This window comes from Streptomyces sp. NBC_00690 (assembly GCF_036226685.1).
Lineage (GTDB): Bacteria > Actinomycetota > Actinomycetes > Streptomycetales > Streptomycetaceae > Streptomyces.
In genome coordinates, this window is sequence record NZ_CP109009.1 from 3,110,143 (window position 1) to 3,135,464 (window position 25,322).

Annotated in this window: 19 protein-coding genes; 15 read left to right on the plus strand and 4 right to left on the minus strand. The window is 69.2% G+C overall.

Annotation, left to right across the window (positions count from 1 at the left end):
- Positions 1–75 precede the first annotated feature (75 nt).
- The 5 genes from OID54_RS13720 (at position 76) to OID54_RS13740 (ending at position 5,481) form a co-directional block, all read left to right on the plus strand.
- Positions 76–858, plus strand: a complete 783-nt coding sequence (locus tag OID54_RS13720; RefSeq protein ID WP_329018940.1) for a DeoR/GlpR family DNA-binding transcription regulator — start codon at positions 76–78, stop codon at positions 856–858.
- A gap of 56 nt (positions 859–914) precedes the next feature.
- The gene (locus OID54_RS13725) at positions 915–1,928 is read left to right on the plus strand and encodes a 2-hydroxyacid dehydrogenase (RefSeq protein WP_329018942.1); all 1,014 of its coding nucleotides are present in this window, start codon (positions 915–917) and stop codon (positions 1,926–1,928) included.
- A 352-nt stretch (positions 1,929–2,280) separates the two neighbouring features.
- The gene (locus tag OID54_RS13730; RefSeq protein WP_329018945.1) at positions 2,281–3,693 is read left to right on the plus strand and encodes an FGGY-family carbohydrate kinase; all 1,413 of its coding nucleotides are present in this window, start codon (positions 2,281–2,283) and stop codon (positions 3,691–3,693) included.
- Positions 3,694–3,701: 8 nt separating this feature from the next.
- On the plus strand, positions 3,702–4,757 hold the full coding sequence (locus tag OID54_RS13735) for a glycerophosphodiester phosphodiesterase family protein (RefSeq protein ID WP_329018948.1): 1,056 nt from the start codon (positions 3,702–3,704) through the stop codon (positions 4,755–4,757).
- Positions 4,758–4,845: 88 nt separating this feature from the next.
- Positions 4,846–5,481, plus strand: coding sequence for a superoxide dismutase (locus OID54_RS13740; protein WP_329018951.1), 636 nt, complete (start codon positions 4,846–4,848; stop codon positions 5,479–5,481).
- A 275-nt stretch (positions 5,482–5,756) separates the two neighbouring features.
- Here OID54_RS13740 and OID54_RS13745 read toward each other — a convergent pair whose 3' ends face one another.
- Positions 5,757–6,392: a mycothiol-dependent nitroreductase Rv2466c family protein gene (locus tag OID54_RS13745; RefSeq protein ID WP_329018954.1), complete on the minus strand. Its 636-nt coding sequence runs from the start codon at positions 6,390–6,392 to the stop codon at positions 5,757–5,759.
- 179 nt (positions 6,393–6,571) lie between these two features.
- Here OID54_RS13745 and pepN (OID54_RS13750) point away from each other — a divergent pair, with 179 nt between their 5' ends.
- Complete coding sequence (gene pepN / locus OID54_RS13750; protein WP_329018957.1) at positions 6,572–9,157, plus strand: aminopeptidase N; 2,586 nt, start codon at positions 6,572–6,574, stop codon at positions 9,155–9,157.
- Positions 9,158–9,509: 352 nt separating this feature from the next.
- The gene (locus OID54_RS13755) at positions 9,510–10,514 is read left to right on the plus strand and encodes a hypothetical protein (protein WP_329018960.1); all 1,005 of its coding nucleotides are present in this window, start codon (positions 9,510–9,512) and stop codon (positions 10,512–10,514) included.
- 11 nt (positions 10,515–10,525) lie between these two features.
- On the opposite strand, the gene OID54_RS13760 is transcribed toward OID54_RS13755, so the two are convergent.
- Complete coding sequence (locus OID54_RS13760; protein WP_329018962.1) at positions 10,526–11,722, minus strand: serine hydrolase domain-containing protein; 1,197 nt, start codon at positions 11,720–11,722, stop codon at positions 10,526–10,528.
- A 317-nt stretch (positions 11,723–12,039) separates the two neighbouring features.
- On the opposite strand from OID54_RS13760, the gene OID54_RS13765 reads away from it, so the two are divergent.
- The 7 genes from OID54_RS13765 (at position 12,040) to OID54_RS13795 (ending at position 22,764) form a co-directional block, all read left to right on the plus strand.
- Positions 12,040–15,372: a S8 family serine peptidase gene (locus OID54_RS13765; RefSeq protein WP_329018964.1), complete on the plus strand. Its 3,333-nt coding sequence runs from the start codon at positions 12,040–12,042 to the stop codon at positions 15,370–15,372.
- A gap of 262 nt (positions 15,373–15,634) precedes the next feature.
- Positions 15,635–16,663 carry an aspartate-semialdehyde dehydrogenase gene (locus OID54_RS13770; RefSeq protein WP_329018967.1) on the plus strand — a complete coding sequence of 343 codons (1,029 nt, stop codon included), beginning with the start codon at positions 15,635–15,637 and terminating at the stop codon, positions 16,661–16,663.
- A gap of 294 nt (positions 16,664–16,957) precedes the next feature.
- Complete coding sequence (gene pepN, locus OID54_RS13775) at positions 16,958–19,540, plus strand: aminopeptidase N (protein ID WP_329018970.1); 2,583 nt, start codon at positions 16,958–16,960, stop codon at positions 19,538–19,540.
- 399 nt (positions 19,541–19,939) lie between these two features.
- Complete coding sequence (locus tag OID54_RS13780) at positions 19,940–21,388, plus strand: sensor histidine kinase (RefSeq protein WP_329018974.1); 1,449 nt, start codon at positions 19,940–19,942, stop codon at positions 21,386–21,388.
- Complete coding sequence (locus OID54_RS13785; RefSeq protein WP_329018977.1) at positions 21,385–21,801, plus strand: roadblock/LC7 domain-containing protein; 417 nt, start codon at positions 21,385–21,387, stop codon at positions 21,799–21,801. The genes OID54_RS13780 and OID54_RS13785 overlap by 4 nt, the downstream gene beginning before the upstream one ends.
- Complete coding sequence (locus tag OID54_RS13790) at positions 21,798–22,154, plus strand: DUF742 domain-containing protein (protein WP_329018980.1); 357 nt, start codon at positions 21,798–21,800, stop codon at positions 22,152–22,154. Before OID54_RS13785 ends, OID54_RS13790 begins: the two co-directional genes overlap by 4 nt.
- Positions 22,135–22,764 (plus strand): GTP-binding protein, encoded by a 630-nt coding sequence (locus OID54_RS13795; protein ID WP_329018982.1) that lies wholly within the window; start codon positions 22,135–22,137, stop codon positions 22,762–22,764. Before OID54_RS13790 ends, OID54_RS13795 begins: the two co-directional genes overlap by 20 nt.
- A gap of 236 nt (positions 22,765–23,000) precedes the next feature.
- On the opposite strand, the gene OID54_RS13800 is transcribed toward OID54_RS13795, so the two are convergent.
- Positions 23,001–24,131, minus strand: a complete 1,131-nt coding sequence (locus tag OID54_RS13800; protein WP_329018984.1) for an EamA family transporter — start codon at positions 24,129–24,131, stop codon at positions 23,001–23,003.
- A 326-nt stretch (positions 24,132–24,457) separates the two neighbouring features.
- On the opposite strand from OID54_RS13800, the gene OID54_RS13805 reads away from it, so the two are divergent.
- Positions 24,458–24,934: a MarR family winged helix-turn-helix transcriptional regulator gene (locus tag OID54_RS13805; protein ID WP_329027485.1), complete on the plus strand. Its 477-nt coding sequence runs from the start codon at positions 24,458–24,460 to the stop codon at positions 24,932–24,934.
- An 83-nt stretch (positions 24,935–25,017) separates the two neighbouring features.
- Here the strand turns inward: OID54_RS13805 and OID54_RS13810 are convergent, their stop codons facing one another.
- The gene (locus tag OID54_RS13810; RefSeq protein ID WP_329018987.1) at positions 25,018–25,251 is read right to left on the minus strand and encodes a hypothetical protein; all 234 of its coding nucleotides are present in this window, start codon (positions 25,249–25,251) and stop codon (positions 25,018–25,020) included.
- Positions 25,252–25,322: the final 71 nt, after the last annotated feature.

Here is a 25,322-nt window from a genome sequence, read left to right on the forward strand (position 1 = left end):
GCGCGAAGGATTGACGCCCCCCTTTGGCTGACTCAAGCTCTGAGGCGATTCAGGCCATCGGGCGTGGGAGGTCGGATGGGACGGCAACGCCCCGCGTTACGCAGGGAGGCGATAGCCGACCATGTGTTGGCGCGGGGCGAGGCCGCCGCTGCGGAACTCGCCGAGCGGTTCGGGGTCAGCCTCATGACCGTGCACCGCGATTTGGACGAACTGGAGCGGCAGGGGGTCGTCCGCAAGTTCCACGGAGGCGTCACCGCGCAGCCGTCCGGGGTCTTCGAATCGAATGTGGCGTACCGGATGAAATCGATGCGCCGGGAGAAGGCGGCCGTCGCGGCACGGGCACTGGATCTCATCGAACCGGGCATGGCGGTGATGCTCGACGACTCATCGACGGTATTGGAACTGGCCCGACGGCTGGGCGGGGTGGCCCCGCTGACGGTGGTGACCAATTTCCTGGAGGCACTCACCCTGCTCTCCACCGAGCGCGGCATCCGTCTGATTGCGCTCGGGGGCGACTACGATCCGCTGCACTCCTCCTTCCTCGGGGTCTCGTGCATGGAGGCCGTGCAGTCGCTGCGGGCCGATATCTCCTTCACCTCGACGTCGGCGGCGTCCGCAGGGTTCGCGTACCACCAGGAGCAGCACATCGTGTCCGTGAAGCGCGCCATGCTCGATTCGGCGGCCAGGAACATCCTCCTGCTCGACCACAGCAAGCTCGGCCGGACCGCGCTGCACCGGCTCGCCCCACTCTCCCGCTTCGACCTGGTGCTCATCGACGGCGGCGCACCGGCCGACGCACTGCGCGAACTCGACGAGCACCAGATCCCCTATGAGGTCTGCGCGCTGGGCGAGGTCTAGTCCACCCCGAGCACAGGCCATGAACGATCTCGCGAACGATCACGCGGAGGAACTGCATGAAAGTCCTGGCTGCCGGCGACCACTTCGTCCGCAACTCCCTGATCGCCGAGGCCCTGCGCCACGACCTCGCCGACTCCTCGCTGGAGCTCACCGAACTCACCCTGCCCTGGCCGATCGAGCCGTTCGGGCAGGTCGGCGAAGTCGAAGAGGCCAGCGATGTGGAGGACGCGCTGATCCGAGCGTTGGACGGGGTGGAGGTGTGCATCACCCAGATGGCCCCCTTCACCGAACGGGTCCTCAAAGCGGCCCCGGACCTCAAACTCATCGCGGTCTGCCGCGGTGGACCGGTGAACGTCAACGCGGACGCGGCCAGGGAGCGCGGGGTGAGGGTCTGTTACGCACCGGGCCGCAATGCGGCGGCGACGGCCGAGTTCACGATCGGGCTGATGCTCTCGGCGCTGCGCCGCATCCCGGAGGCGCACGGCTCACTGACCGGGACCGGCGGCTGGGACGGTTCGTACTACACGTACGAGCGCAGCGGACTGGAGTTGGAGGACACCCCCGTGGGGCTGATCGGCTACGGGGCGGTGGGCAGCCGGGTGGCACGGGTGCTGGGCGCGTTCGGTGCCGAGGTGGAGGTCTACGACCCGTATGTGCGCGGCGATGTGCGCGGCATCCGCACGCCGTCCTTGGAGGCGCTGCTGTCGCGGTCCCAGGTGCTGACCCTGCACGCCAGGCTCACCCCCCAGACCCGGGGACTGATCGGAGCCCGTGAGCTGTCGATGCTGCCCCGGGGCGCCGTGCTGGTGAATGCGGCCCGCGGGGGTCTCGTGGACACCGAGGCCCTGTGCGACGCGCTGGACAGCGGGCAGTTGGGGGCCGCCGCCCTCGACACCTACGAGGAGGAGCCCCTGCGGCCGGGCGCTCGACTGCTGTCGACGCCGAACGTGGTGCTGACCCCGCACGTGGCCGGCGCGAGCCAGTCGGTGGCGCGGAAGGCGGCCAGGATCGCGGCGGCCGAGGTGGTGCGGTACGCCAGGGGTGAGGCGCCCGCGAACGCCCTGGCGTAGGGCTGCACGAACTGCTGAGAAGAAGGGTCAGGGAGACGTTCTGAGAGGGGCGTTCCTGCGCTGTACCTGCCTCCGTCCGGCGATGTGCGGACCGGTGGAGGCCACTGCGGGGCCGGAGCCGAGGGTCTGTTGGGGGGCCTTCGGCCTCGGCCCCGCGCCCTTCCCGCCCGGGATCGACGCCGGGCCCCTTTTCTGCCCGGAACCATTGCCGCGCCCCCCTTTCTGTCCGGGATCGATCCGCGCCGCGCTCCGATGCAGGGCCGGCCAGGGGACAGTTCGGGCGCGGGTCCGTGCCGGGGCCGGGCCGCCGGGGAAGACTCACGCGCGGAACCCATGAACCGGGAGGGGCGCGATGACGGCTTTCATCGGGATCGACGCGGGCACGTCCATGGTCAAGGCCGTCGCCTTCGACGAGCGCGGACAACCCCTGCACACCGAGTCGCGCCCGCTGCGCCTCGACATCCAGGACGGGCGCGTCGAGCAGGACATGGACGAGGTGTACGGCGCGGTCCAGGAGGTGACGGGTGCACTGACCACCCGCATCGGGCAACCCGCGCTCGTCGGGCTCACCGGACAGGGCGACGGGGTCTGGCTGGTCGACGAGTCGGGGCGGGGAGTGCGGCCCGCGATCTCCTGGATGGACGGCCGGGCCAGAGACCTGGTGGAGGAGTGGCAGGCGGCGGGGATCGTGGACACCGTGTACCGGCGCACGGGCAGCGCCGTGTTCCCCGGCTGTCCCGGCCCGGTGCTCGCCTGGCTGGACCGCTACGAGCCGGCCGCACTGGATGCCGCAGCCGCCGCCGTCTCCTGCAAGGACATGGTCTTCCAACGGCTGACGGGGGTAAGGGCGACCGATGTCTCCGATGCGTCGATGCCCTTCCTCGACCCACGGACGCGCAACTACAGCGACGAGGTAGTGGCCGCGCTCGGGCTCACCCACCGGCGCCGACTGCTGCCCGTGATCAGCGATCCGATCGCGGTGGCGGAACTGCCCTCCGGAGCGCCCGTCACCAGCGGCCCCTACGATCTGGCGGCCTGCGCCGAGGGCGCGGGGGTCACCTCGCCCGGCGACGGACTGCTGATCGTGGGCACCTGCTTGGCCGCGCTCGTCGTCACCCGCGAACTGGACCTGGCCGGCGAGCCCGCCGGGCTGCACATCTCCATCGACCGGCGGGAGCAGTGGCTACGGGCGATGCCGGCGATGGTGGGGACGGCGGCGCTCGACTGGGTGCTCGGCATCACGGGCGTGTCGCACTCGGAGGTCAACGCCGTACTGGACTCGACGACCCCGGGCGCCCGCGGGGTACGGGCCCTGCCCTACTTCGCCCCGTCCGGCGAGCGGGCACCCTTCGTGGAGCCGAGGTTGCGGGCGCAGTTCACCGGGGTGTCCCTGGAGACGACCCGCGAGGACCTGGTGCGGGCGGTCTGTGAGGGCATCGGCTTCGCGGCCCGGCACTGCCTGGAGGCGGCCGGGCTGACCGGTTCGCCGACGCTGTGCGGGGGCGGGACCCGTTCCTCGGCGTGGACCCGACTGTTCGCCGATGTACTGGGCCGGCCGCTGCGCATCGCCGAGGGCGAGGTGGGAGCCCGCGGCGCGGTCCTCTCCGCCGCGCGGCGCTGCGGCACCGAGTTGGACACCGCGCGTTGGACCGCCCCGGTCGAGGTCGTGGAGCCGGACCCGGCACGGGCGGTGTTCTATGCGAAGGCGTACGAGGACCATCTGGAGCAACTGACCGCGGCCCGCGCCCTGGCCCGAGCGTCCTAGGCGCGCCGGTGGCGATCGTCCCGGGGCGGCGTTCGGTGCTCCTGGCCGCGGGGGCGGCGGCAGCCACCCGAACGGACCCGGCTCGGGCGCACGGCGGTGAACGGCGGCCCGTGGTCATCGGACACCGTGGGGCGCCCGGCTGGCGGCCCGAGCACACCGCAGAGTCCTACGCCCTGGCCGCGGCCGTCGGGGCGGACTGGCTCGAACCGGACCTGGTGGCGACCGCGGACGGGGTCCTGGTCGTGCGGCACGAGAACGAGATCTCGCAGACCACGGACGTACGGGAACACCGGGAGTTCCGCTCCCGGGAAACGAGCAAGGTCATCGACGGCCGACGGGCGCACGGCTGGTTCACCGAGGACTTCACCCTCGCCGAACTCACCACCCTGCGCACCGTCGAACGGCTGCCTCTGCTGCGCAACCGGAACACGGTCTTCGACGGGCGGTCGCCGATCCTGACCTTCCAGGACGTCATCGACCTCACCCGGCGCCTCGCCCGCCGCCACCGACGCCCGATCGGCCTCTTCCCCGAGCTCAAGCACCCCGGCTACTTCCGCTCCATCGGACTGCCGCTGGAGCCCGCGGTGGTGCACGCCGTTCGGCGCAACCGCCTCGGCCACGCCGAGTGCACCGTCCAGTCCTTCGAGCCGTCGAGCCTGCGACGGCTCGCCGCGGCCGGGCTCGGACTGCCGCTGTGGCAGGCGCTGGGCACCACGGGCGGGCCGTTCGGCCACGACACCACGTACGCCCGGATGAGAACGCCGGACGGGTTGCGGGAGATCGCCCGCTACGCGCGGTGGATCGGACCTGACAAGGCGTCGGTCCTCCCCCCGTCCCCCTTGCTGGCCGATGCGCATGCGGCGGGCCTGAAGGTCGGCGCGTACACGTTCCGCGCGGAAAACGCCTATCTGAGCGGCGACTTCCGTCGGCATGGCGCGGCCTGGGAATTCGGCGACGCCTTCGGTGAGTACGCCCTCCACTACGGGCTCGGGGTGGACGCGGTGGTGACGGATTTCCCGGATCTGGCGGTGCTCGCGAGGACCGGTACGGCACCAATGACCTAGGACCAATGCCTGATCTGCGAGGGTCCCATGCTGCTGCTAACGTGCACTTGCATAAGATGCGCAATAAGCAGTCGGAGGGACCGGAGCAATGGCCATCTACACACTTCCTGATCTGCCGTACGACTACACCGAGCTCGAACCGGTGATCAATCCGCAGATCGTCGAGCTGCACCACGACAAGCACCACGCCGCATACGTCAAGGGCGCCAACGACACCCTTGAGCAGCTCGCGGAGGCCCGTGACAAAGAGTCCTGGGGGGCCATCAACGGCCTGGAGAAGAGCCTTGCTTTCCATCTCTCCGGACACATCCTCCACAGCATCTACTGGCACAACATGACCGGAGACGGCGGCGGCGAGCCGCTGGAGAAAGACGGCGTCGGCGAACTCGCGGACGCCATCGCCGAGTCCTTCGGCTCCTTCGAGAAGTTCAAGGCCCAGCTGACGAAGGCGTCCGCGACGACGCAGGGCTCGGGCTGGGGCGTCCTCGCCTACGAGCCGGTCAGCCGTCGACTGATCGTCGAACAGATCTACGACCACCAGGGCAACGTCGGCCAGGGCTCGGTGCCGATCCTGGTCTTCGACGCCTGGGAGCACGCCTTCTACCTCCAGTACAAGAACCAGAAGGTGGACTTCATCGACGCCATGTGGGAGGTCGTCAACTGGCAGGACGTGGCCAAGCGCTACGCCGAGGCCAAGGAGCGCACCCCGCTCATCGCCCCCTGACCGCAGCACCCAGCCGGGCCCGTCGCGGGGCCGGCCGCGCGTCCTGCCCGTGATCGTCTTCTCACCCTTCACGCGCAGGCGGAAAAGAGGAAGTGCCCCACGAGGACGTGACTCGTGGGGCACTTCCGTTCCTTGCGGACCGTCCGCGGGCCCCTGCCTTACGGGCCGTGTGCCCTGCCTCACGTACGGGGTCAGCGCCGGGCGAGCGACAGGGCGGGCAGCGGTCCTGATCCATACTCCTGGGCCGTGCCTAGGTCGCGCCCGTCAGACACGACCTAGTCGAACGACGGGTCCGCCGTACGGGTCCGCTTGATCTCGTAGAAACCGGGGATCGACGCCACCAGCAGCGTGCCGTCCCACAGCTTCGCCGCCTCCTCCCCCTTGGGCGCGGGAGTGACGACCGGACCGAAGAAGGCGATCTGCTCGCCGTCCGCGCCGGGCACCGCGATCACGGGGGTGCCGACGTCCTGGCCCACCTTGTCGATGCCCTCTTTGTGGGAGGCCCTCAGCTCGGTGTCATAGGTGTCCCGGTCGGCGTAGTCGGCCAACTCCACCGGCAGTCCCACCTCCTCCAGGGCGCTGACGATCGCCTCCCTGCTCGGCCCCTCCCCACGGTTGTGGAAACGGGTGCCGAGCGCGGTGTAGAGGTCCCCGACCACCTCGGGGCCGTGCAGCTCCCGGGCGGCGATGACCACCCGCACCGGGCCCCAGGCGTTCTTCAGCAGCTCGCGGTATCCCTCGGGCAGCTCGTCGAGACGATCCTCGTTCAGCACGGCGAGGCTCATCACATGCCAGCTGACCTGGACGTCGCGGACCTTCTCCACCTCCAACATCCACCGGGAGGTCATCCAGGCCCAGGGGCACAGCGGATCGAACCAGAAGTCCACCGGGGTCTTGCCGTTCTCGGACATGCATCTCCTCATCGGGCACCACGGAACAAACACAGAACAACTCAGCCAAAACCAGATAGCAGCGCGCCGGGCGCGTGAACGCGACAACGCGCCCGGCCACCGACCGATTCCCGGGATACCGGCTGCCAGGTGCACATGGCAGGATCGGTCCTGTTCGAACGAGCCACGAAGGAGTGCCCGTGCCCGGTGAGAATCTGTCCCGCGACGAAGCCCGTCAGCGGGCGGAGCTGCTGTCCGTCGACGGATACGAGGTGAGCCTCGACCTGCGTTCCGCCGTCGATGGACAGTCGGGAGGCACGGCGGACCCGCACACCTTCCGATCGGTCACGACGATCCGTTTCCGCAGTACGCAGGCGGGCGCCTCGACGTTCGTCGACCTGATCGCCCCGTCCGTCACCTCGGTCACGCTGAACGGCAGCGCCCTGGACCCGTCCGCCGTCTTCGACGGTTCCCGGATCGCGCTGGAGTCACTGGCCCGGGAGAACGTCCTGGTGGTGGACGCCCAGTGCGCCTACAGCCGTACGGGTGAGGGGCTGCACCGGTTCGTCGACCCGGAGGACGGCGAGGTCTACCTGTACACGCAGTACGAGCCGGCCGACGCCCGACGCGTCTTCGCCAACTTCGAGCAGCCCGATCTCAAGGCCCCCTACCAGCTGGAGGTCACCGCCCCCGAGAGCTGGACGGTCTGGAGCAACAGCGCCGCCGAGGACCCGTCGACCAGTGCGAAGGACGGCGTGTGGCGGTTCGCCGCGACCAAGCCGATCTCCACGTACATCACCGCCGTCGTCGCCGGCCCGTACCACTACGAAACCGATCTCTACACCCGTGCGCTCCCCGACGGGACCGTGCTGGAGATCCCGCTGGGCGCAATGTGCCGCAAGGGGCTCGCCCGCCACTTCGACGCGGACGACATCTTCCTCATCACCAAGCAGGGCCTGGACTTCTTCCACGACCGGTTCGACTATCCGTACCCGTTCGGCAAGTACGACCAGGCGTTCGTGCCCGAGTACAACATCGGCGCCATGGAGAACCCGGGGTGTGTGACCTTCCGGGAGGAGTACATCTTCCGGGGCCAGGTAACCCGCTCGTCCTACGAGCGCCGCGCCAACACCATCCTCCACGAGATGGCGCACATGTGGTTCGGCGACCTGGTCACCATGGTCTGGTGGGACGACCTGTGGCTGAAGGAGTCGTTCGCCGACTTCATGGGCTCGTACGCGATCGTCGGCGCCACCCGCTTCACCGACGGCTGGATCACCTTCGCCAACAACCGCAAGGCATGGGCCTACCGCGCCGACCAGTTGCCCTCCACCCACCCGGTCACGGCCGACATCCGCGACCTGGAGGACGCGAAGCTGAACTTCGACGGCATCACCTACGCCAAGGGTGCTTCCGTGCTGAAGCAGTTGGTGGCCTACGCCGGAGAAGAAGCGTTCCTGGAAGGCGCGCGCCGCTACTTCAAACGGCACGCCTACGGCAACACCCGGCTGGCCGACCTGCTGTCCGTCCTGGAGGAGACCTCCGGGCGGGACATGGCGGCCTGGTCGCGCTCCTGGTTGGAGACCTCCGGCGTCAACGCGCTGACCCCGGTGGCGACCTACGACGCGGCCGACAGGATCACCGAACTCGCGATCCTCCAGGACGGCGACGTACTGCGCCCCCACCGGGTGGCCGTCGGCCTCTACCGCTACGAGGGCGCGGAAACGGGCCTGGTCCGCTATGCCCGGGCCGAGGTGGACGTGACGGGCGCCCGGACCGTCGTCACGGAGCTCGCCGGCACCGATCGCCCCGATCTGGTCCTCGTCAACGACGACGACCTCACCTACTGCAAGATCCGCTTCGACGAGGGCTCGTTGGAGACCCTGCGGGCCCACCTCGGCGACATCGCCGACCCGATGGCGCGCGCCCTGTGCTGGTCGGCGCTGTGGAGCCTGACCCGGGACGCCCTGGTCCCCACGCGTGACTTCGTCGATCTGGTGCTGCGCTTCGCGGGGCGCGAGAGCGACATCGGCGTACTCCAGATGCTCCACACCTGGACCCACACCGCCTTGGTGCACTACGCGGCCCCCGAATGGCGCGAGGAGGGCGGCCGACTGCTCGCCGAGGGCGCCCTGCGGGAGCTGCGGCTCGCGGAGCCGGGCAGTCAGCACCAGCTCACCTGGGCACGGTTCTTCGCCGCGACCGCACGCTCGGCGGCCGATCTCCAACTACTCGAAGGGCTCCTCGCGGGGACGGCGAGGATCGACGGGCTGGACGTGGACCAGGAGATGCGCTGGGCGTTCCTGGAGCCGCTGGTCGCCGAGGGAGTCGCCGACGAATCCGGCATCGCCGCGGAGCTGGCCCGGGACGACACCGCGTCCGGCAAGCGCCACGAGGTCCGCTGTCTGACCGCCCGCCCATCGGCCGAGGCGAAGGCCACGGCATGGGAGCAGATGGTGGAATCGGACACGCTCTCCAATGCGCTGGTCATCGCGACGATCTCCGGTTTCGCCCAGGCGGGGCAGCGGGAGTTGCTGGCGCCCTACACCACGAAGTACTTCGAGGTGATCGAGCGGGTGTGGCAGGAGCGGTCCATCCAGATCGGCATGGACGTGGTGCGCGGGCTGTTCCCCTCCCTCCAGGACGCCGAAGGCACGCTGGCGGCGACCGACGCATGGGTCGCCGCCCATGAGGACGCACCGGCCGCACTGCGCCGACTCGTGCTCGAAGCCCGGGACGACCTGGCCCGCGCCGCCCGCGCGCAGGCCCGGGACGCCACGGTCTGACTCAGGACGCCGATACCAGGGGCGCGCCACCGCAGCAGGTGGCGCGCCTTTGGTGCGTTGCGGTGAGTTGAGGATGGCCGGAACCTCAAATACCGGGCGGCCAGGGCCTCACGCCCATCCCCGTCATGGCAAACGCCCCTAGCGCCGCGCTCAATCTGCGCACTCGCGCATCCGTCCGAGGACCGAGCGCAGAACCGAGCGCACGCCGAAACAAGAGCCTGCCCGAGCCCTTGGCGAGGGGCCTCTACCTCGGCAGTCGAACATCCGTACTTTAGGGCCACCTTGTCCAGAAATGTCGACGAATTGGTAACGGCGTGTTAGCTCACCCACTCCGGATGGGCATTCCCGCAGCATGAACGTCTTCCCCCTGCCCCAGCTGGCCGGCATCAAGCCGCGCCTCCTGTCCACGCCTCAACTCAGGGACCACGGCGTCTCCCCCGCGCAGGCCGCCGCGCGCTGCCGCCCCGGCGGACCGTGGCAGGCGCTGCTGCCCGGGGTGTATCTGCTCCACTCAGGCACGCCGACCAGCGAGGAACGGCTGCACGGAGCCCTGCTGTACGCCGGGCGACCGGTGATCCCCGCCCAGGCCGAACACGACACGGCTCCCCCGTACACCAATGCCCTGATCACCGGGATGGCGGCGCTCGCGCTCTACCAGTTCACCAGCGCACCCCCCTTGACCAGTGTCGAGCACATCGACGTGCTCGTGCCGCGCACCCGTCGACTGCGCTCCACGGGGTGCGCCCGCATCGTGCGCACGCACTCGCTGCCCCCGGCCGAAGAGGTCACCGGGCTGCCGATCGCCCCGGTGGCACGCGCCCTGACAGACGCGGTCCGGGGCCTCACCGACCCCATTGCCGTAAGCCTGCTGCTGACCGAGGCCGTACAGGACGGGCACTGCGACCCGGCCTCGCTGGTGGCGGAGTTGAGCCGGGGACGGCTGCTGGCGCTGCCGCACGTGGCGGACGCGGTCGACTCCCTGCTCGCCGAGGGGCGCTCGATCGCCGAGGAGCGGCTGTACGACCTGGTGCGCGACTACCAGTTGCCCGATCCGCTGTGGAATGTGGACCTGCGACTGCCGGGCGGGCCTCAGTTGGGTGGCGTGGACGTCTTCTGGCCCGACCAGGCCGTCGCCGTGGAGCTCAACACCCGTGCCCCGCGCGAGGACGAGGACGCGACCTGGTCGGAGCACGCCCGCAAGCGGGAGCACCTGGAGCGGCTCGGGATCACCGTGGTTCATCTGACGCCCCGGAAGCTGCGGGACTTCCCGGAGCAGCAGGCGATGGTCGTGCAGACGGCCCTGACGGCGGCGGGAGACCGGCCCCCCGCCGCCTATGTGGTGGTCCTGCCCCGGTGAGCCCTCCTCGATCAGCGGCAGAACTCGGCTTCCAGTACGGAGTCCCGGTCGCCCAACCAGTCGCTGTTGAAGTTCATCGCCAGCGAATGGGTGCCGTCCTCGGTCACGGCGGCCCGGCTGTCGGAGCCGTGGATGCCTCCGCCGTGCCCCCAGACCTCCTTGCCGCAGCTGAGCTTCTGGCTCATCAGGCCGAGCCCGTAGCCGTATCCCGGCAGATCGGGAGAGAGCGGGACCGTCTCGGTCAGGGCCTTCTGCTGCTCGGGCGGCAGCAGGGAGCCCTTCAGCAGCGCCCGGTAGAAGCGCTGGAGGTCCGCCGAGTTCGAGATCATCTCGCCCGCGGCATGGGCGACCGATGGGTTGAGTTCGGTGACGTCGTGGATCTTGGTGGCGGCCGGGTCCTCGGAGAGCTTGGAGTACGCGCGGCCCGCGGGGCGCGGCATCGCGGTGTCGGTTCCCGGCACGGAGGTGGCGTGCAGTCCCAGCGGGCGCAGGATGCGGCGTTCCACTTCCTTGGCGTAGGGCCGGCCGGTCACCTTCTCGATCACGAGCCCGGCGAGGACGTAGTTCGTGTTGGAGTAGTGCCAGTCGGCGCCGGGGGCGAAGTAGGGCGCGTGCCGCAGAGCGAGGTCGATGAGTTGGCGCGGCTGCCAGGTGTCGTACCGGTGTTGGAGGAAGTCGATGCCGAAGACCTTCTGCTGGAACTCCGGGTCATCGGTGTAGCTGTAGATGCCGCTGGTGTGGTTGAGCAACTGCCGCAGGGTGATGCGACGGCCGTCGTGCCCCTGGCCGCGGACGACCCCCGGGAGCCAGCGCTCCACCGAGTCGTCGAGGTCGAGTCGGCCCTGTGCCTCCAACTGGAGCAGGACGGTGGCGACGAAGGTCTTGGTGATGGAGCCGACCCGGTAGCGGTCGCCTCCCTGGCGCTCCCGGCCGGTGCGCAGGTCCGCGACGCCCGCGGTGCCGCTCCAGGCGCCCTTGCGGTCGCGCGCCTGGGCCACGATCCCCGGCACCCCTTCGCGGACCATGGCATCGATGGCCCGCTGGGTGGCGTCGTGATCACCCCGAGGGGCGCCGGCCGTGGACGAGCTGAAGGCGTGGGTCGATGCGGTCGGGAGGGTGGGCGACGCGGCGGCCGGTGCCACCAGGGCCCCGGTGGCGGCGAGCGCCACCAAGGCGACCAAGGCGTGTCGGACCGTCTGTGTGTGCATGGCAGCTCCTGTAGTCGACTGCGATCAGCCACAAGGACTCGGGCGGGTGTCCCGGGAGTTGCTCCAACCTGGAGAGTTGAGCCGCTTTCAGCCATTCCATACGCACACGACCCTACCGGCCGGTAACACCCTGTTTGTTCCCGGTGGCGCATCCTCCCCCGTGGCGGGTTGGCGCCATCGTCCCATTCAGGGGGCAGTTAACCCTCCCCAAACCACCATGGCGTACGAAAGGCTGAGCGGTCATCCGGCACCGAAATCCGGACTGACTAACCGTCAAGCTGTTTGCAACAGGGAAAACGTCTCTTTTACCAACAGGGATGCTGATGACCCCCGAATCCCAGAGCCCCATATCCGGGAGCTCCGTGCCTGGGCACAGACGCGCGGCCCGCGTCGCCGCTGCCGCCTCACTGGTGGCAGCGCTGGTAGCGGCAGGCACCGCACCGGTGTTCGCCACGACCACCCCCGCAACCGACCCGGGCAACACCTCCGGCGTCCAGGCCAAGGCGTCCGACAAGCTCGGCGCCGCCGATGCCGAACTGCTCGCCGAAGCCGAAGCCAAGGGCGACAAGACCGTCACCGTCATGGTCGCCACCACCCCGGGCGCCACCGAGCAGGTCAGCGGCCAGCTCGACGCGGTCCCGGGCGCCACGGTCGGCAAGACCTACGACAAGCTCGGCTATGTGCGCGCCACGCTCCCCACCGGCAAGGCGGAGGACGCGCTCGCCTCGGCGGCGAAGCTCTCCAGCGTGGTCGGCATCGACCTCAAGCAAGAGATCAAGCTGGACGATCCCACCCCGGGTGCCGATCGGGTCAAGGCCGCGGGCAAGGCTGCCAAGCAGACCGCCGCCCAGCCCGCCCCGGACAAGAACACCCCGGCGAAGAACCCGTACAACCCGTCCTTCGAGACGGGCGCGGTCGACTTCGTCAAGGAGAACCGGAAGTTCGACGGTCGCGGTGTGACCATCGGCATCATGGACTCCGGCATCGACGTGAGCCACCCGGCGCTCCAGAAGACCACCACCGGCGAGCGCAAGATCGTCGACTGGGTCACGGCGACCGACCCGGTGCTGGACCGCGACAACACCTGGCGCCAGATGCAGCTCGGCGTCAAGGGCCCCACCTTCGCGGTCAACAGCCGTACGTACGCGGCCCCCACGGGCGACTACAAGTTCAGCATCTTCTCCGAGAGCGCCACCATCGGTGGCGACATGAACGGTGACCTGAACCGCGACGGCGACACCACCGACCAGTGGGCGCTGCTGTACGACCCGACCACCAGGACCGTCCGCGTCGACCTCAACAACGACGCCGACTTCACCAACGACACCGAGATGAAGCCGTACCGCAACGGCTTCCAGGTCGGGTACTTCGGCAAGGACGACCCCGCGACCCCGGTCGCCGAGCGGATTCCGTTCGTCATCGAGGTCCGCGAGGACGTCGTCCACCCGACGACCGGCGCCGTCGCCGACTACGTCAACTTCGGCATCATCGAGGGCTCGCACGGCACCCACGTGGCCGGCATCACCGCCGCCAACGGCCTCTTCGGGGGCAAGATGAGCGGCGCGGCGCCCGGCGCCAAGCTGGTCTCCTCTCGCGCCTGCACCTGGACCGGCGGCTGCACCAACATCGCGCTGACCGAGGGCCTGGCCGATCTGGTCATCGAGCGCGGCGTGGACATCGTCAACATCTCGATCGGCGGACTGCCCGCGCTGAACGACGGCGCCAACGCCCGCGCCGAGATGTACAACCGTCTGATCGACCTCTACGGCGTCCAGCTGGTCATCTCGGCCGGCAACGACGGTCCCGGCGTCAACACCGTCGGCGACCCGGGCGTCGCCCACAAGGCGATCTCCGTCGCGGCCTCCATCACCAAGGAGACCTGGGCTTCCAACTACGGCTCGGTCGTCACCAAGAAGAGCGCGCTGATCCCGTTCTCCTCGCGCGGCCCGCGTGAGGACGGCGGCTTCACCCCGACCATCACCGCCCCCGGCGCGGCCATCAACACCACGCAGACGTGGACGGCCGGCGGCCCGGTCGCCGAGGCCGGCTACGCACTGCCGCCCGGCTACTCGATGATGCAGGGCACCTCGATGTCCTCGCCGCAGGCCGCGGGCGCCGCCTCGCTGCTGCTGTCGGCTGCCAAGCAGCGCGGCGTCGAGCTGACCCCGGCGAAGCTGCGCACCGCGCTCACCAGTACCGCGAAGAAGATCTCCGGTGTGAAGGCGCACGAGCAGGGCGCCGGCATGGTCAACGTCGTGGGCGCCTGGGAGTCGATCCAGAACGGAGCCACGGCGCACGAGTACGGCGTCAAGGCCTCGGTCGACACCTCGATCGACTTTGCGCTGAAGACGCCCGGCTTCGGCACCGGCCTCTACGACCGCGAGGGCGGTCTGAAGGTCGGCCAGTCGAAGACGTACGACATCACCGTCACCCGGACCACCGGTCCTGCGGGCGCGCTCTGGCACAACCTGGAGTGGAAGTACAACGACGGCAAGGTCTTCCGCCTGCTCGGCGGCGACCGGGTCCGGCTGCCGCTGAACCAGCCGGTCACCGTCACCGTCCAGGCCCGCCCCAAGGCCGGCGGCGTCCACAGCGCCATCCTGGAGCTGGACGACCCGCGCACCGAGGGCGTGGACAAGCAGATCCTGTCCACCGTGGTGGTCTCCACCCCGGTCACTGGCCCCTCGCACAAGCTGTCGTACACCGACGAGGTGCAGCGCAACAGTCACAAGTCGTACTTCGTGACCGTGCCGCAGGGCGCCAAGTCGCTTGAGGTCGCCCTCGGCGGTCTGGCGACCGGCAGCCAAACCCGGTTCATCTCGATCCACCCGTACGGCGTGCAGATGGAGGACAGCTCCACGATCTTCTGCTACCCGAACTACAACAACCCGGCGAACACCTGCCGGCCCGACGTCCGCTCGTACGCGAACCCGCAGCCGGGCGTCTGGGAGATCGAGGTCGAGTCGCGGCGGACCTCGCCGCTGCTGGACAACCCGTACAAGCTGGACGTGGCCCTGCTGGGCGCCACGTTCGACCCGGCCGTCAAGACGCTTCCCGAGGCGAAGGTCGGCACCCCGACCCCCGTCGAGTGGAAGGTCAACAACGACCTCGCCGCCCTCACGGGCAAGCTGGTCGGCGGTCCACTCGGCACCGAGGTCACCGCCCGGCCGACGATCCTCCACGGTGAGCAGAAGACGACCCGCGTGACCATCGGCGAGGGCGTCGAGCGCTTCGAGGTGGCCATCGGCAAGGTCTCCAACACCGCAGCGGACCTCGACCTGGTCGTCCGCCGCGGCACCGCGGTCGTCGCCCAGTCCGCGGACGGCGACTCCGAGGAAGCGGTCACGCTGCTCAAGCCCGCCCCCGGCGTGTACGACATCGTGGTCGACGGCTACTCCGTTCCCGGCACCGCGGGTGTCGAGTACGACTACCGGGACGCCTACTACGCCCCCTCGCTGGGCGACCTGAAGGTCGACGGCGGCCAGCAGGTCACGCTGGCGACCGGCGGCAGCGCACAGGTCTCGGCCGAGGTCGTGGTCGCCGGTGCGGCGCCCGAGGGACGCAAGTTCTTCGGGCAGGTCCGACTGGTGAACACCAACGGCGCGGCAGCAGGAGCGGGGAACGTGGTGATCGAGAAGGTCACTCCGTAACCGAGTTCCCTGAGGTGATGGGAGGGGCGGGCGTCCGGGAGACCGGGGCCCGCCCCTTCGCCGTGGCCCACCGCTTCGCCGTGCCTCACGCCTCGCCGCTGCGCCGTTGCCCGCCCAGGGGCCCGGGCGGCATGGCCTACATCACACATCCCAGCCATTGGACAATGGACTGGACAACCGGGCCGTGGACATACGCATCATGGACTTGGTCCCCGTGGCCACAGACACCTTGAACAGGCAAGCAGGCAAGAAGGAGACGTCCGTGAGGGTCGGTATCGTCGGAGCCACCGGTCAGGTCGGCACAGTCATGCGCAGGATCCTCGCCGAGCGGAAGTTCCCCGTCGACGAGCTGCGGCTGTTCGCCTCCGCCAGGTCGGCCGGCTCCACCATCGCGTGGGAGGGCCGGGAGATCACCGTCGAGGACGCCTCCACCGCCGACTACTCCGGGCTGGACATCGCCCTGTTCTCCGCGGGCGGCGCCACCTCCCGTGCACTGGCCGAGAAGGTCGCGGGCCAGGGCGTGGTCGTGATCGACAACTCGTCCGCCTGGCGGCTGGACCCCGAGGTGCCGCTGGTCGTCTCCGAGGTGAACCCGCACGCGATCAAGGACCGCCCCAAGGGCATCATCGCCAACCCGAACTGCACCACCATGGCCGCCATGCCGGTGCTGAAGCCGCTGGCCGCCGAAGCCGGGCTGAGCGCGCTGATCGCCACCACCTACCAGGCCGTGTCCGGCTCCGGCCTCGCCGGGGTGGCCGAGCTCGACGGCCAGGTGAAGCAGACCATCGACAAGGCGGCCGAGCTCACCCACGACGGCGAGGCCGTGGACTTCCCCGAGCCCACCGTCTACCAGCGCCCCATCGCCTTCAACGTCGTCCCGCTCGCGGGCAACCTCGTCGACGACGGCTCCTTCGAGACCGACGAAGAGCAGAAGCTGCGCAACGAGTCCCGCAAGATCCTGGAACTGCCGGAGCTCAAGGTGTCCGGCACCTGTGTGCGCGTCCCCGTGTTCTCGGGCCACTCGCTCCAGATCAACGCCCGTTTCGAGCGCCCGCTGAGCGTCGAGCGCGCCCGGGAGCTGCTCAAGGACGCACCCGGTGTCGAGCTCTCCGAGATCCCCACGCCCCTCCAGGCCGCCGGCAAGGACGCCTCGTACGTGGGCCGCATCCGGGTCGACGAGACGGTGGAGCACGGAATCTCCCTGTTCCTGTCGAACGACAACCTCCGCAAGGGCGCCGCGCTGAACGCGGTGCAGATCGCCGAACTGGTCGCCGAGGAACTTCGCGGCTAGTCGGTTCGTCCTCCTGTGCAAGGCCCCGTCCGGAGCCCGGGCGGGGCCTTGTGCATGCCGCCCGACGCCCTGGGGGTCGCGCGTTCGGACGGTCGTGTGCCGGCTGCGGGGATTGGCGTCGCGCGGTCTGGGTAGCCACTGGCCGGCACGGATACCGACCGCCCGTGGAGATCGTTCGCCCAGGCCAGGCACTCCTCGGCCAGTGGCGGGAAACTCCGGCTTCCAGAGCGCCGCCGCATGGAAGGATGACGGCAAACGTCACGAAAAACTTCAGAAATGCAAGGAGACACCAGCGTGCCTGGCACGAATCTGACCCGCGAAGAGGCGCAGCAGCGGGCGCGCCTGCTCACCACCCATGCGTACGAGATCGATCTCGATCTGAGCGGGGCGCAGGAGGGTGGCACCTATCGGTCAGTGACCACCGTGCGCTTTGACTCCGCCGAGGCGAATGCGGAGAGCTTCATCGACCTGGTGGCCCCCGCCGTGCACGAGGTGGTGTTGAACGGCAGGTCGCTCGATGTGGCGTCCGTCTTCCGTGACTCGCGGATCGAGCTGAAGCACCTCCACGAGGGGCCGAACGAGTTGCGCGTGGTGGCGGACTGCTCGTACACGAACACGGGCGAGGGTCTGCACCGCTTCGTCGACCCGGTCGACCAGCAGGCGTACCTGTACACGCAGTTCGAGGTGCCGGATGCCCGTCGGGTGTTCGCGAACTTCGAGCAGCCCGACCTGAAGGCGACCTTCCAGTTCACCGTGAAGGCCCCTGAGGGATGGACGGTGATCTCCAATTCGCCGACCCCCGAGCCGACGGGCCCCGAGGGCGACGTCTGGGCCTTCGAGCCGACGCCGCGGATCTCCACCTACATCACCGCGCTGATCGTCGGCCCGTACCACTCGGTGCACAGCTCGTACGACAGCGACGGACAGTCGGTCCCTCTCGGCATCTACTGCCGCCCCTCGCTCGCCGAGTACCTGGACGCGGACGCGATCTTCGAGGTCACCCGGCAGGGCTTCGCCTGGTTCCAGGAGAAGTTCGACTACGCCTACCCCTTCGCCAAGTACGACCAGCTCTTCGTGCCGGAGTTCAACGCGGGCGCCATGGAGAACGCGGGTGCGGTGACCATTCGCGACCAGTACGTCTTCCGTTCCAAGGTGACGGACGCGGCGTACGAGGTGCGGGCGGAGACCATCCTGCACGAGCTGGCGCACATGTGGTTCGGCGATCTGGTCACCATGGAGTGGTGGAACGACCTCTGGCTCAACGAGTCGTTCGCCACCTACACCTCCATCGCCTGCCAGGCCGCGGCGCCCGGCTCGCGCTGGCCGCACTCGTGGACCACCTTTGCCAATTCCATGAAGACCTGGGCGTACCGGCAGGACCAGTTGCCGTCCACGCACCCGATCATGGCGGAGATCCGCGACCTCGACGATGTCCTGGTCAACTTCGACGGCATCACCTACGCCAAGGGCGCTTCCGTACTGAAGCAATTGGTGGCGTACGTCGGCGAGGACGAGTTCTTCCGCGGGGTGCAGGCGTACTTCAAGGCGCACGCCTTCGGCAACACCCGGCTGAGCGATCTGCTCGGTGCGCTGGAGAAGACCTCGGGTCGCGATTTGACCACCTGGTCGCAGAAGTGGCTCCAGACGGCGGGCATCAACATCCTGCGGCCGGAGATCGAGGTGGACGGCGCGGGGCACGTGACGTCCTTCGCGGTGCGCCAGGAGGCCCCGGCGCTGCCTGCGGGCGCCAAGGGGGAGCCGACGCTGCGCCCGCACCGGATCGCCATCGGCTGCTATGACCTGGACGCGGCCGGCAAGCTGGTGCGGACCGAACGCATCGAGCTGGACGTCGACGGTGAGCTGACACCGGTTCCGTTCCCCGAGAACACCCCGCGGCCCGCCGTGGTGCTGCTCAACGACGACGACCTGTCGTATGCGAAGGTCCGGCTCGACGAGCAGTCCCTCAAGGTGGTCACCGAGCACCTGGGCGACTTCACCGCCTCGCTGCCGCGTGCCCTGTGCTGGGCATCGGCGTGGGACATGACCCGTGACGGCGAACTGGCGACCCGGGACTACCTCTCCCTGGTCCTGTCGGGCATCGGCAAGGAGTCGGACATCGGTGTGGTGCAGTCGCTGCACCGGCAGACGAAGCTGGCGATCGACCTCTACGCGGCTCCCGAGTGGCGCGAGACGGGGCTGACGCAGTGGACGGACGCCACCGTGGCGCACCTGCGTTCCGCCGCTGCCGGCAGTGACCACCAGTTGGCGTGGGCGCGGGCCTTCGCGGCGACCGCCCGGACCCCGCAGCAGCTGGATCTGTTGCGGGCCCTGCTGGACGGCACCGAGACCATCGAGGGCCTGGCGATCGACACCGAGCTCCGGTGGACCCTGGTCGAGCGGCTGGCCGCCACCGGCGTGCTCGACGAGGACGACATCGCCGCCGAGTACGAGCGGGACAAGACGGCGGCGGGCGAGCGTCATGCGGCCACCGCTCGGGCGGCGCGGCCGACCGAGGCGGCCAAGGCGGAGGCTTGGGCCTCTGTGGTCGAGGGCGACAGCCTGCCCAACTCGATGCAGGAGTCCGTGATCCACGGCTTCGTGCAGACCGATCAGCGTGAGCTGCTCGCCCCCTACACCGAGAAGTTCTTCGCGGCGGTCAAGGGGGTCTGGGAGTCGCGCAGCCATGAGATGGCCCAGCAGATCGCGGTGGGGCTCTATCCCTCGCTCCAGGTCTCCCCGGCCACGCTGGACGTCACCGACGCCTGGCTGGAGTCGGCGCAGCCGAACGCGGCACTGCGACGGTTGATCTCCGAGTCACGAGCCGGTGTGGAGCGGGCGTTGAAGGCACAGTCGGCGGACGGCACAGCGGCTTCCTGACGCTTCACCCTCTGTTGAAGGGCCGTGGCCCGAGGATCTTCCTCGGGCCACGGCCCTTCGGTGTGTCCGAGGGCGTCTCAGTTGGCCCGACGCCGACCGATTTCGCTCGCCGGGGTTTCCATCGCACGCTCATCCGGTAGCTGTCCGTGCAGGTGGCGAGCCATGGGAGCGGTTTCTTCTGCCGTCGGGGGGTGGCTTTCCCCCCGACTCTGCCCATAAGTTGGCCTAAAATCGCCCATCCAAGGCTTGGAGCCCACGACACGGGCGTCTTCGCCAAATTCGAGCGCATACATCCCGCCAAATTCGCTGACCCGCCGTCACCACCCGTAACCGCACGGGGATATGCTCCCCGACTGATGTCATTTTGATCATTTCCGTTCCGATGGTTTGAGGGTGCTGATGGTTCGACAGGAAACGTCGACCGGAAATCCGCGGCCCGCAGCTTCCCTTGTGTGGCTCGTGCCCGTCGTCATCACCGCCGCCGCGGCGGCAACCGCAGCAGCTCTGGTCTCGTCCTCGGCTCGCACCGCTGTGATCTGGGTCGATGTGATCGCCGTGTTCGCCATCGCCGTCTCCTGCGCGGAAACCGTGCGCCGCGGCCGACGGGTAACCCTGCTGAGCGTGCGACTGTCCCAGCGCGAGGCGGCGCTGGCCCGGGAGCAGGCCGAAACCACGCGTCTGGTGGTCGAACTGCTGCCCCTGGTCGTGCAACGGCTGCGCAAGGGCGAGTTCCCCGAGGACATCCTCGATTCCCTCCACACCTCGGCCGAGCACCAGGCCGTGCTGGGTTCGGTCCTCGATGCCGTTGTCAAGGAGGAGGACCTCCGCGAGTCGGCCCAACGCGCCTTCGTAAACATCGCCCGTCGAGTCCAAGCCATCGTCCACCAGCAGGCCCAGCAGCTGCGGGAGATGGAGGACCGGCACGGCAAGAACCCCGAGGTCTTCGGCGATCTGTTGCAGATCGACCACGGCACCGCCCTGATCGGTCGGCTCGCCGACTCCATCGCGGTGCTCGGCGGTGCGCGCCCCGGTCGCCAGTGGAGCAGGGCCGTCCCCCTCTACAGCGTGATGCGTGGCGCGATGTCCCGGATCACCGACTACCAGCGGGTCGAACTGCACTCGGTCGCCGAGGTCGCCGTCGTCGGAACCGCAGTCGAGCCGCTGATCCACGCACTCGCCGAGCTGCTCGACAACGCCACTCGCTACTCACCGCCCCAGACCAAGGTCCACCTCACCGCCCTCGATGTGAACTCCGGCATCGCCGTGGAGATCGAGGACGGCGGAGTCAGCATGAGCGAGGAGGCCCGTCAGCGGGCCGAACGGATGCTGCGCCAGGCGCAGGAGGGCATCGATGTCAACGACCTCGGAGAGACGCCCCGCCTGGGGCTCGCCGTGGTCGGCCGACTCTCCCAGGCGTACGGCTTCCAGGTCTCACTGCGCTCCTCCGCGTACGGCGGGGTGCGCGCGGTGCTGGTCGTGCCCAAGGACCTGATCACCACCATCTCCTCGGCCACCGGACTGGCGCACGGCATCGGAGCCACCTCGGGGCCTCGCCCCGCCAGCGCGCCCCTTCCCGCGGAACGGCCCGTACGCGTCATCCGGCAGGCCACCGGGCCCATGATGGCGGACTTCACCACGACCGAGGAAGAACTCCCGGTCATCACCGAACGGACAGCAACCGGGCTGCCCCAGCGGAGGCGCAAGAGCCCGACAAGCTCAGCGCCGGCCGCCTCGGCGCAGGAGTCGGAGTCCATACCCGCGGTACAGCCCGGCATGTGGCTCGCGGCGTTCCAGAACGGCCTGGCCGGTGAGGCCAATCAGACGAACAAGGGGAGTACGCAGCCATGATTCAGCAGCAGTCCAACCAGACCAACATGGACTGGATGCTCAAGGACTTGGCGGAAGGCGTACCGCAGACCCGGCATGTGGTCGTGCTGTCCGCGGACGGTCTCCGGATGGCCCAGTACGGCGCCGACAACGACACCGCCGATCGACTGGCCGCCGCCTGTGCGGGACTCCAGAGCCTGGCGGGTGCGGTCGCCTCCGAACTCCCCGGCAGCGACGGCCGGATGCACCTGGTCGTCATCGAGATGACCGGAGGCTTCTTCTATCTCATGGCAGCGGGTGCGGGAGCGTTCCTCGCCGTCCTCGCCGATGAGGGCGTCGACGCCGGACTGATGGGCCAGCAGATGCGCGACCTCGTACTGCGCATCGGGGAGCACCTGAGCACACCGCCGCGTCAGGACAGGCAGTCCGCGTGAGCAAAGCGGGGGACTGGGAAGACAGCAGTCCCGAGCGGCTGTATGTCATCACCGGCGGGCGCAGTGGTGCATCCGTGCCGGCAAGACTCGACCTGGTCACGCTGATCGTGGCCAAGTCGGGCCCCCGGCACGGAATGCAGCCGGAGCAGGCCGCCATCATCCGACTGTGCCAAGCACCCCTCTCGGTCGCCGAGATCTCCGCCTATCTGGGTCTCCCGGTGAGCGTGGTCACCGTCCTGCTCAGCGATCTCCTGATCGACAAAAGGGTGATGGCACGCGCGCCGGTCCAACCGGCCCTACTTCCCGACCGCGCTTTGATTGAGGCAGTGATCGATGGACTTCAGAAGCTCTGAGCAGACCCTGGGGCCGCGCAGCGAGGACGTGCTGCCCGAAACGGCGACCGCAGCGGTCAAAGTGGTCATCGTGGGCGGATTCGGAGTGGGCAAGACCACTCTGGTCGGCTCGGTGTCCGAGATCAGACCGCTGACCACGGAAGAGACCATGACCCAGGCGGGGGTCGGCGTCGACGACACCCAGGGCGTGGAACGCAAGACGTCGACGACGGTCGCCATGGACTTCGGCCGGATCAGCATCAACGAGGAGTTGGTGCTGTACCTGTTCGGCACGCCCGGGCAGCAGCGGTTCTGGTTCCTGTGGCGAGGTCTGTTCGAAGGGGCGTTGGGCGCGGTCGTCCTGGTCGACACCCGTCGACTAGAGGTCAGCTTCGATGTCATCGGACGGTTGGAGGAGCGCCGGGTGCCGTTCGTCGTGGCCGTCAATTCCTTCCCGGACGCGCCGCACTACCCGCTCGACGAGATCCGTGGCGCGTTGGACCTGCCCGACTCGGTGCCGCTCGTTGAGTGCGACGCCCGGTTGCGGGGGTCCAGCCGGGATGTGCTGATGACGTTGATGCGGTATTTGCAGACCCTGGCGGTGTCATCGGCGGCCATCGAGGCGTCCTGACCCAGTGGGACCGGGGGCTGCTCAGGGCGGGGTGAGCGGCTCAAGGAGTCGATCACGGGGGCCGCGCCCAGGTCGTGTCCGACGACCAGTACCCGATCGGCACCGTTACCCCAAGGGGGGCGGGACGTCGTAGCCGGGAGGGCCGGTTCCGCCACAGCACTGTGGTGAAACCGGCCCTCGGCCGTGGATCGATGTCGTATGGACGGGAGTCTCCCCCGCATGGAGAACGCCGCTGGCTACGGGGTACCTGGCTCGGGCGAGGTTTTCGCCGCGGTCACTGCGGGCGCTGCCGTCACTGCGGGCGCTGTTTGCTTGGTCAACGTCGCCGTGGACGCTGTGGACGCCGTGGACGCCGTGGGCGCGTACGCGGGCTCGGGCTCGGGCTCGGGCTCGGGTTCCTCGGCGGGGGAACGGTCCCCGGCGAGTGCGGGACGAGCCGGAGCGGGCGCACCGGCTGTCGTCGAACCGGCTGTCGTCGAACCGGCCGGGTCGAGCGTGGGCACCTCGGCCCTGGTGCGGCGCGGGCCCAGTTGCCCCACCAGCGTGGCACCGAACGCCACGGTCATCCCCATGAGTTGGACGGCGGTGAGCGCCTGCCCCAGCGCCGCCCACCCGATGACGGTTGCGGTGAGGGGCGACAGCGGGCCGAGCAGGATCGCCGACGTCGCCGACAGTCGCTCGATGCCCCGGAACCAGAGCCAGTAGGCCAAGGCGGTGTTGATCAGTGCCAGATAGAGGTAGCCGGCCAAGGCGCGTGCGTCGAATGCCGGGGGTGCGCCCTCGACCAGTAGGGCGAGCGGTGCGATCAACACCCCGCCGGCGGTGAGTTGCCATCCGGTCATGGCCAGCGGGCCGACGCCCTCGGGGCGTCCCCAACGCTTGGTGAGGACCACCCCGGCGGACATCGACGCAGCGCCGGCCAGCCCCGCGATCACCCCCACGAGGTCGAAGGCAGCACCCGCCTGGAGCACCACGAGGCTCACCCCGAGGGTCGCGGCGATCGCGGTGGCGAGGGTGCGAACGGTGGGCCGCTCGCTGAGCAGCAGGGCCGCCAGTCCCACCGCGAACAGGGGCCCCACCGATGCGACCACGGCGGCGACCCCGCCCGGAAGCCGATAGGCGGCGAGGAAGAGCAGGGGGAAGAAGGCTCCGATGTTGAGCGCGCCCAGCACCGCCGCCTTCCACCACCAGGCGCCCCGCGGGAGTGCCCGGGTGACGGCGAGCAGCAGCAGACCGGCCGGCAGGGCCCGTAGGAGTGCGGTGAACAGCGGCCGGTCCGGGGGGAGGAACTCGGTCGTGACCACATAGGTGGAACCCCAGGAGACCGGGGCGAGCGCAGTGAGCGCGACGGCGGCAGCGCGGTTCATGGGTCCCTCTCCACAAGACTGTCCAGAAGACTGCAAATAGCTTACTCGCAAGTTACTTAGTCGCGAGTCACTTAATTGCAGTCAACCCAAGCCGGACGGATACTGTTCCCATGGATTCGTCGCCCACGTCACACACCGCCTCCGAGAGCACTTCCACCACGGAGGACGCTGCCCCGGGCAGGTCCAAGACCCCTGCCGGCCGTGCGGTGTCCCCGCCCAGGGCGAAGCCGGGCGGCCCTCTCGCCAAGAGCACGAAGGACGTGAACGACGTGAAGGACGCGACGAGAACAGCCGACACGTCGAACGCAGTGAATGCAGCGGACGCTGTGGACGCGATCACCGAGCAGTGGGCAGCAGTGCGTCCTGATCTCGACACCGCACCCATGGCCGTCTACGGGCGGATCTATCGGATCGCGCGGGCGATGGGCGATCTGATCGAGAAGGAGTACGCGCGCTTCGGGGTGTCCCGGGGAGAGTTCGACGTGCTCGCGACCCTGCGTCGCGCGGGAGAGCCCTACACACTTTCCCCCCGCGACCTGTCGGCCACCCTGATGTTGACCACCGGAGGGATGACAGGGCGACTCGACCGACTGGAGAGGGCCGGGCTGCTCACCCGCAACCCGTGCCCGGACGATCGACGTGCGCTGCGGGTGACGCTCACCGACCGTGGACTTGAACTGGCCGACAAGGCCGTCACGGCAGGGCTTGCCCGGCAGCACGAGATGAGTGGAGCGGCCCTGGATCCCGCGGAGGCCGACCAGTTGGCAGCGCTGTTGCGCAAGCTGCTCTCGGTGCACGAGTAACGAGCCGAAGGCGCCCCCGGGTGTGCGCGGTCAGCGGCACACCCCGGAGCGCCCGAGGAAGGAGTCAGTGGCGCAGCGGCCGGTCAGACCTGGGGCTTGCGCGACTTGTCGAGCACCATGACCAGACCGGCGATCACCAGGAAGATCGCCAGCGGGGCGGCGACGAAGAGGCCGAGGGTCTCGACCACGCTCAGCCGCGGGGCCGGGTCATCGCCGTCGTCGGGCGTCAGGGCGAGCGCGGGCGACGACAGGAGCAGCATCATCAGCGTCGTACCGGCCATGACGGTTCCGGCGCGCATAGCGTTCTTCTTGTCCACGGAGCCAACGTAGCGAATGGCTGATCCGACCGCGCGCCCGGGGTGCCGTACGGGGCATCGCGGCCGATCAG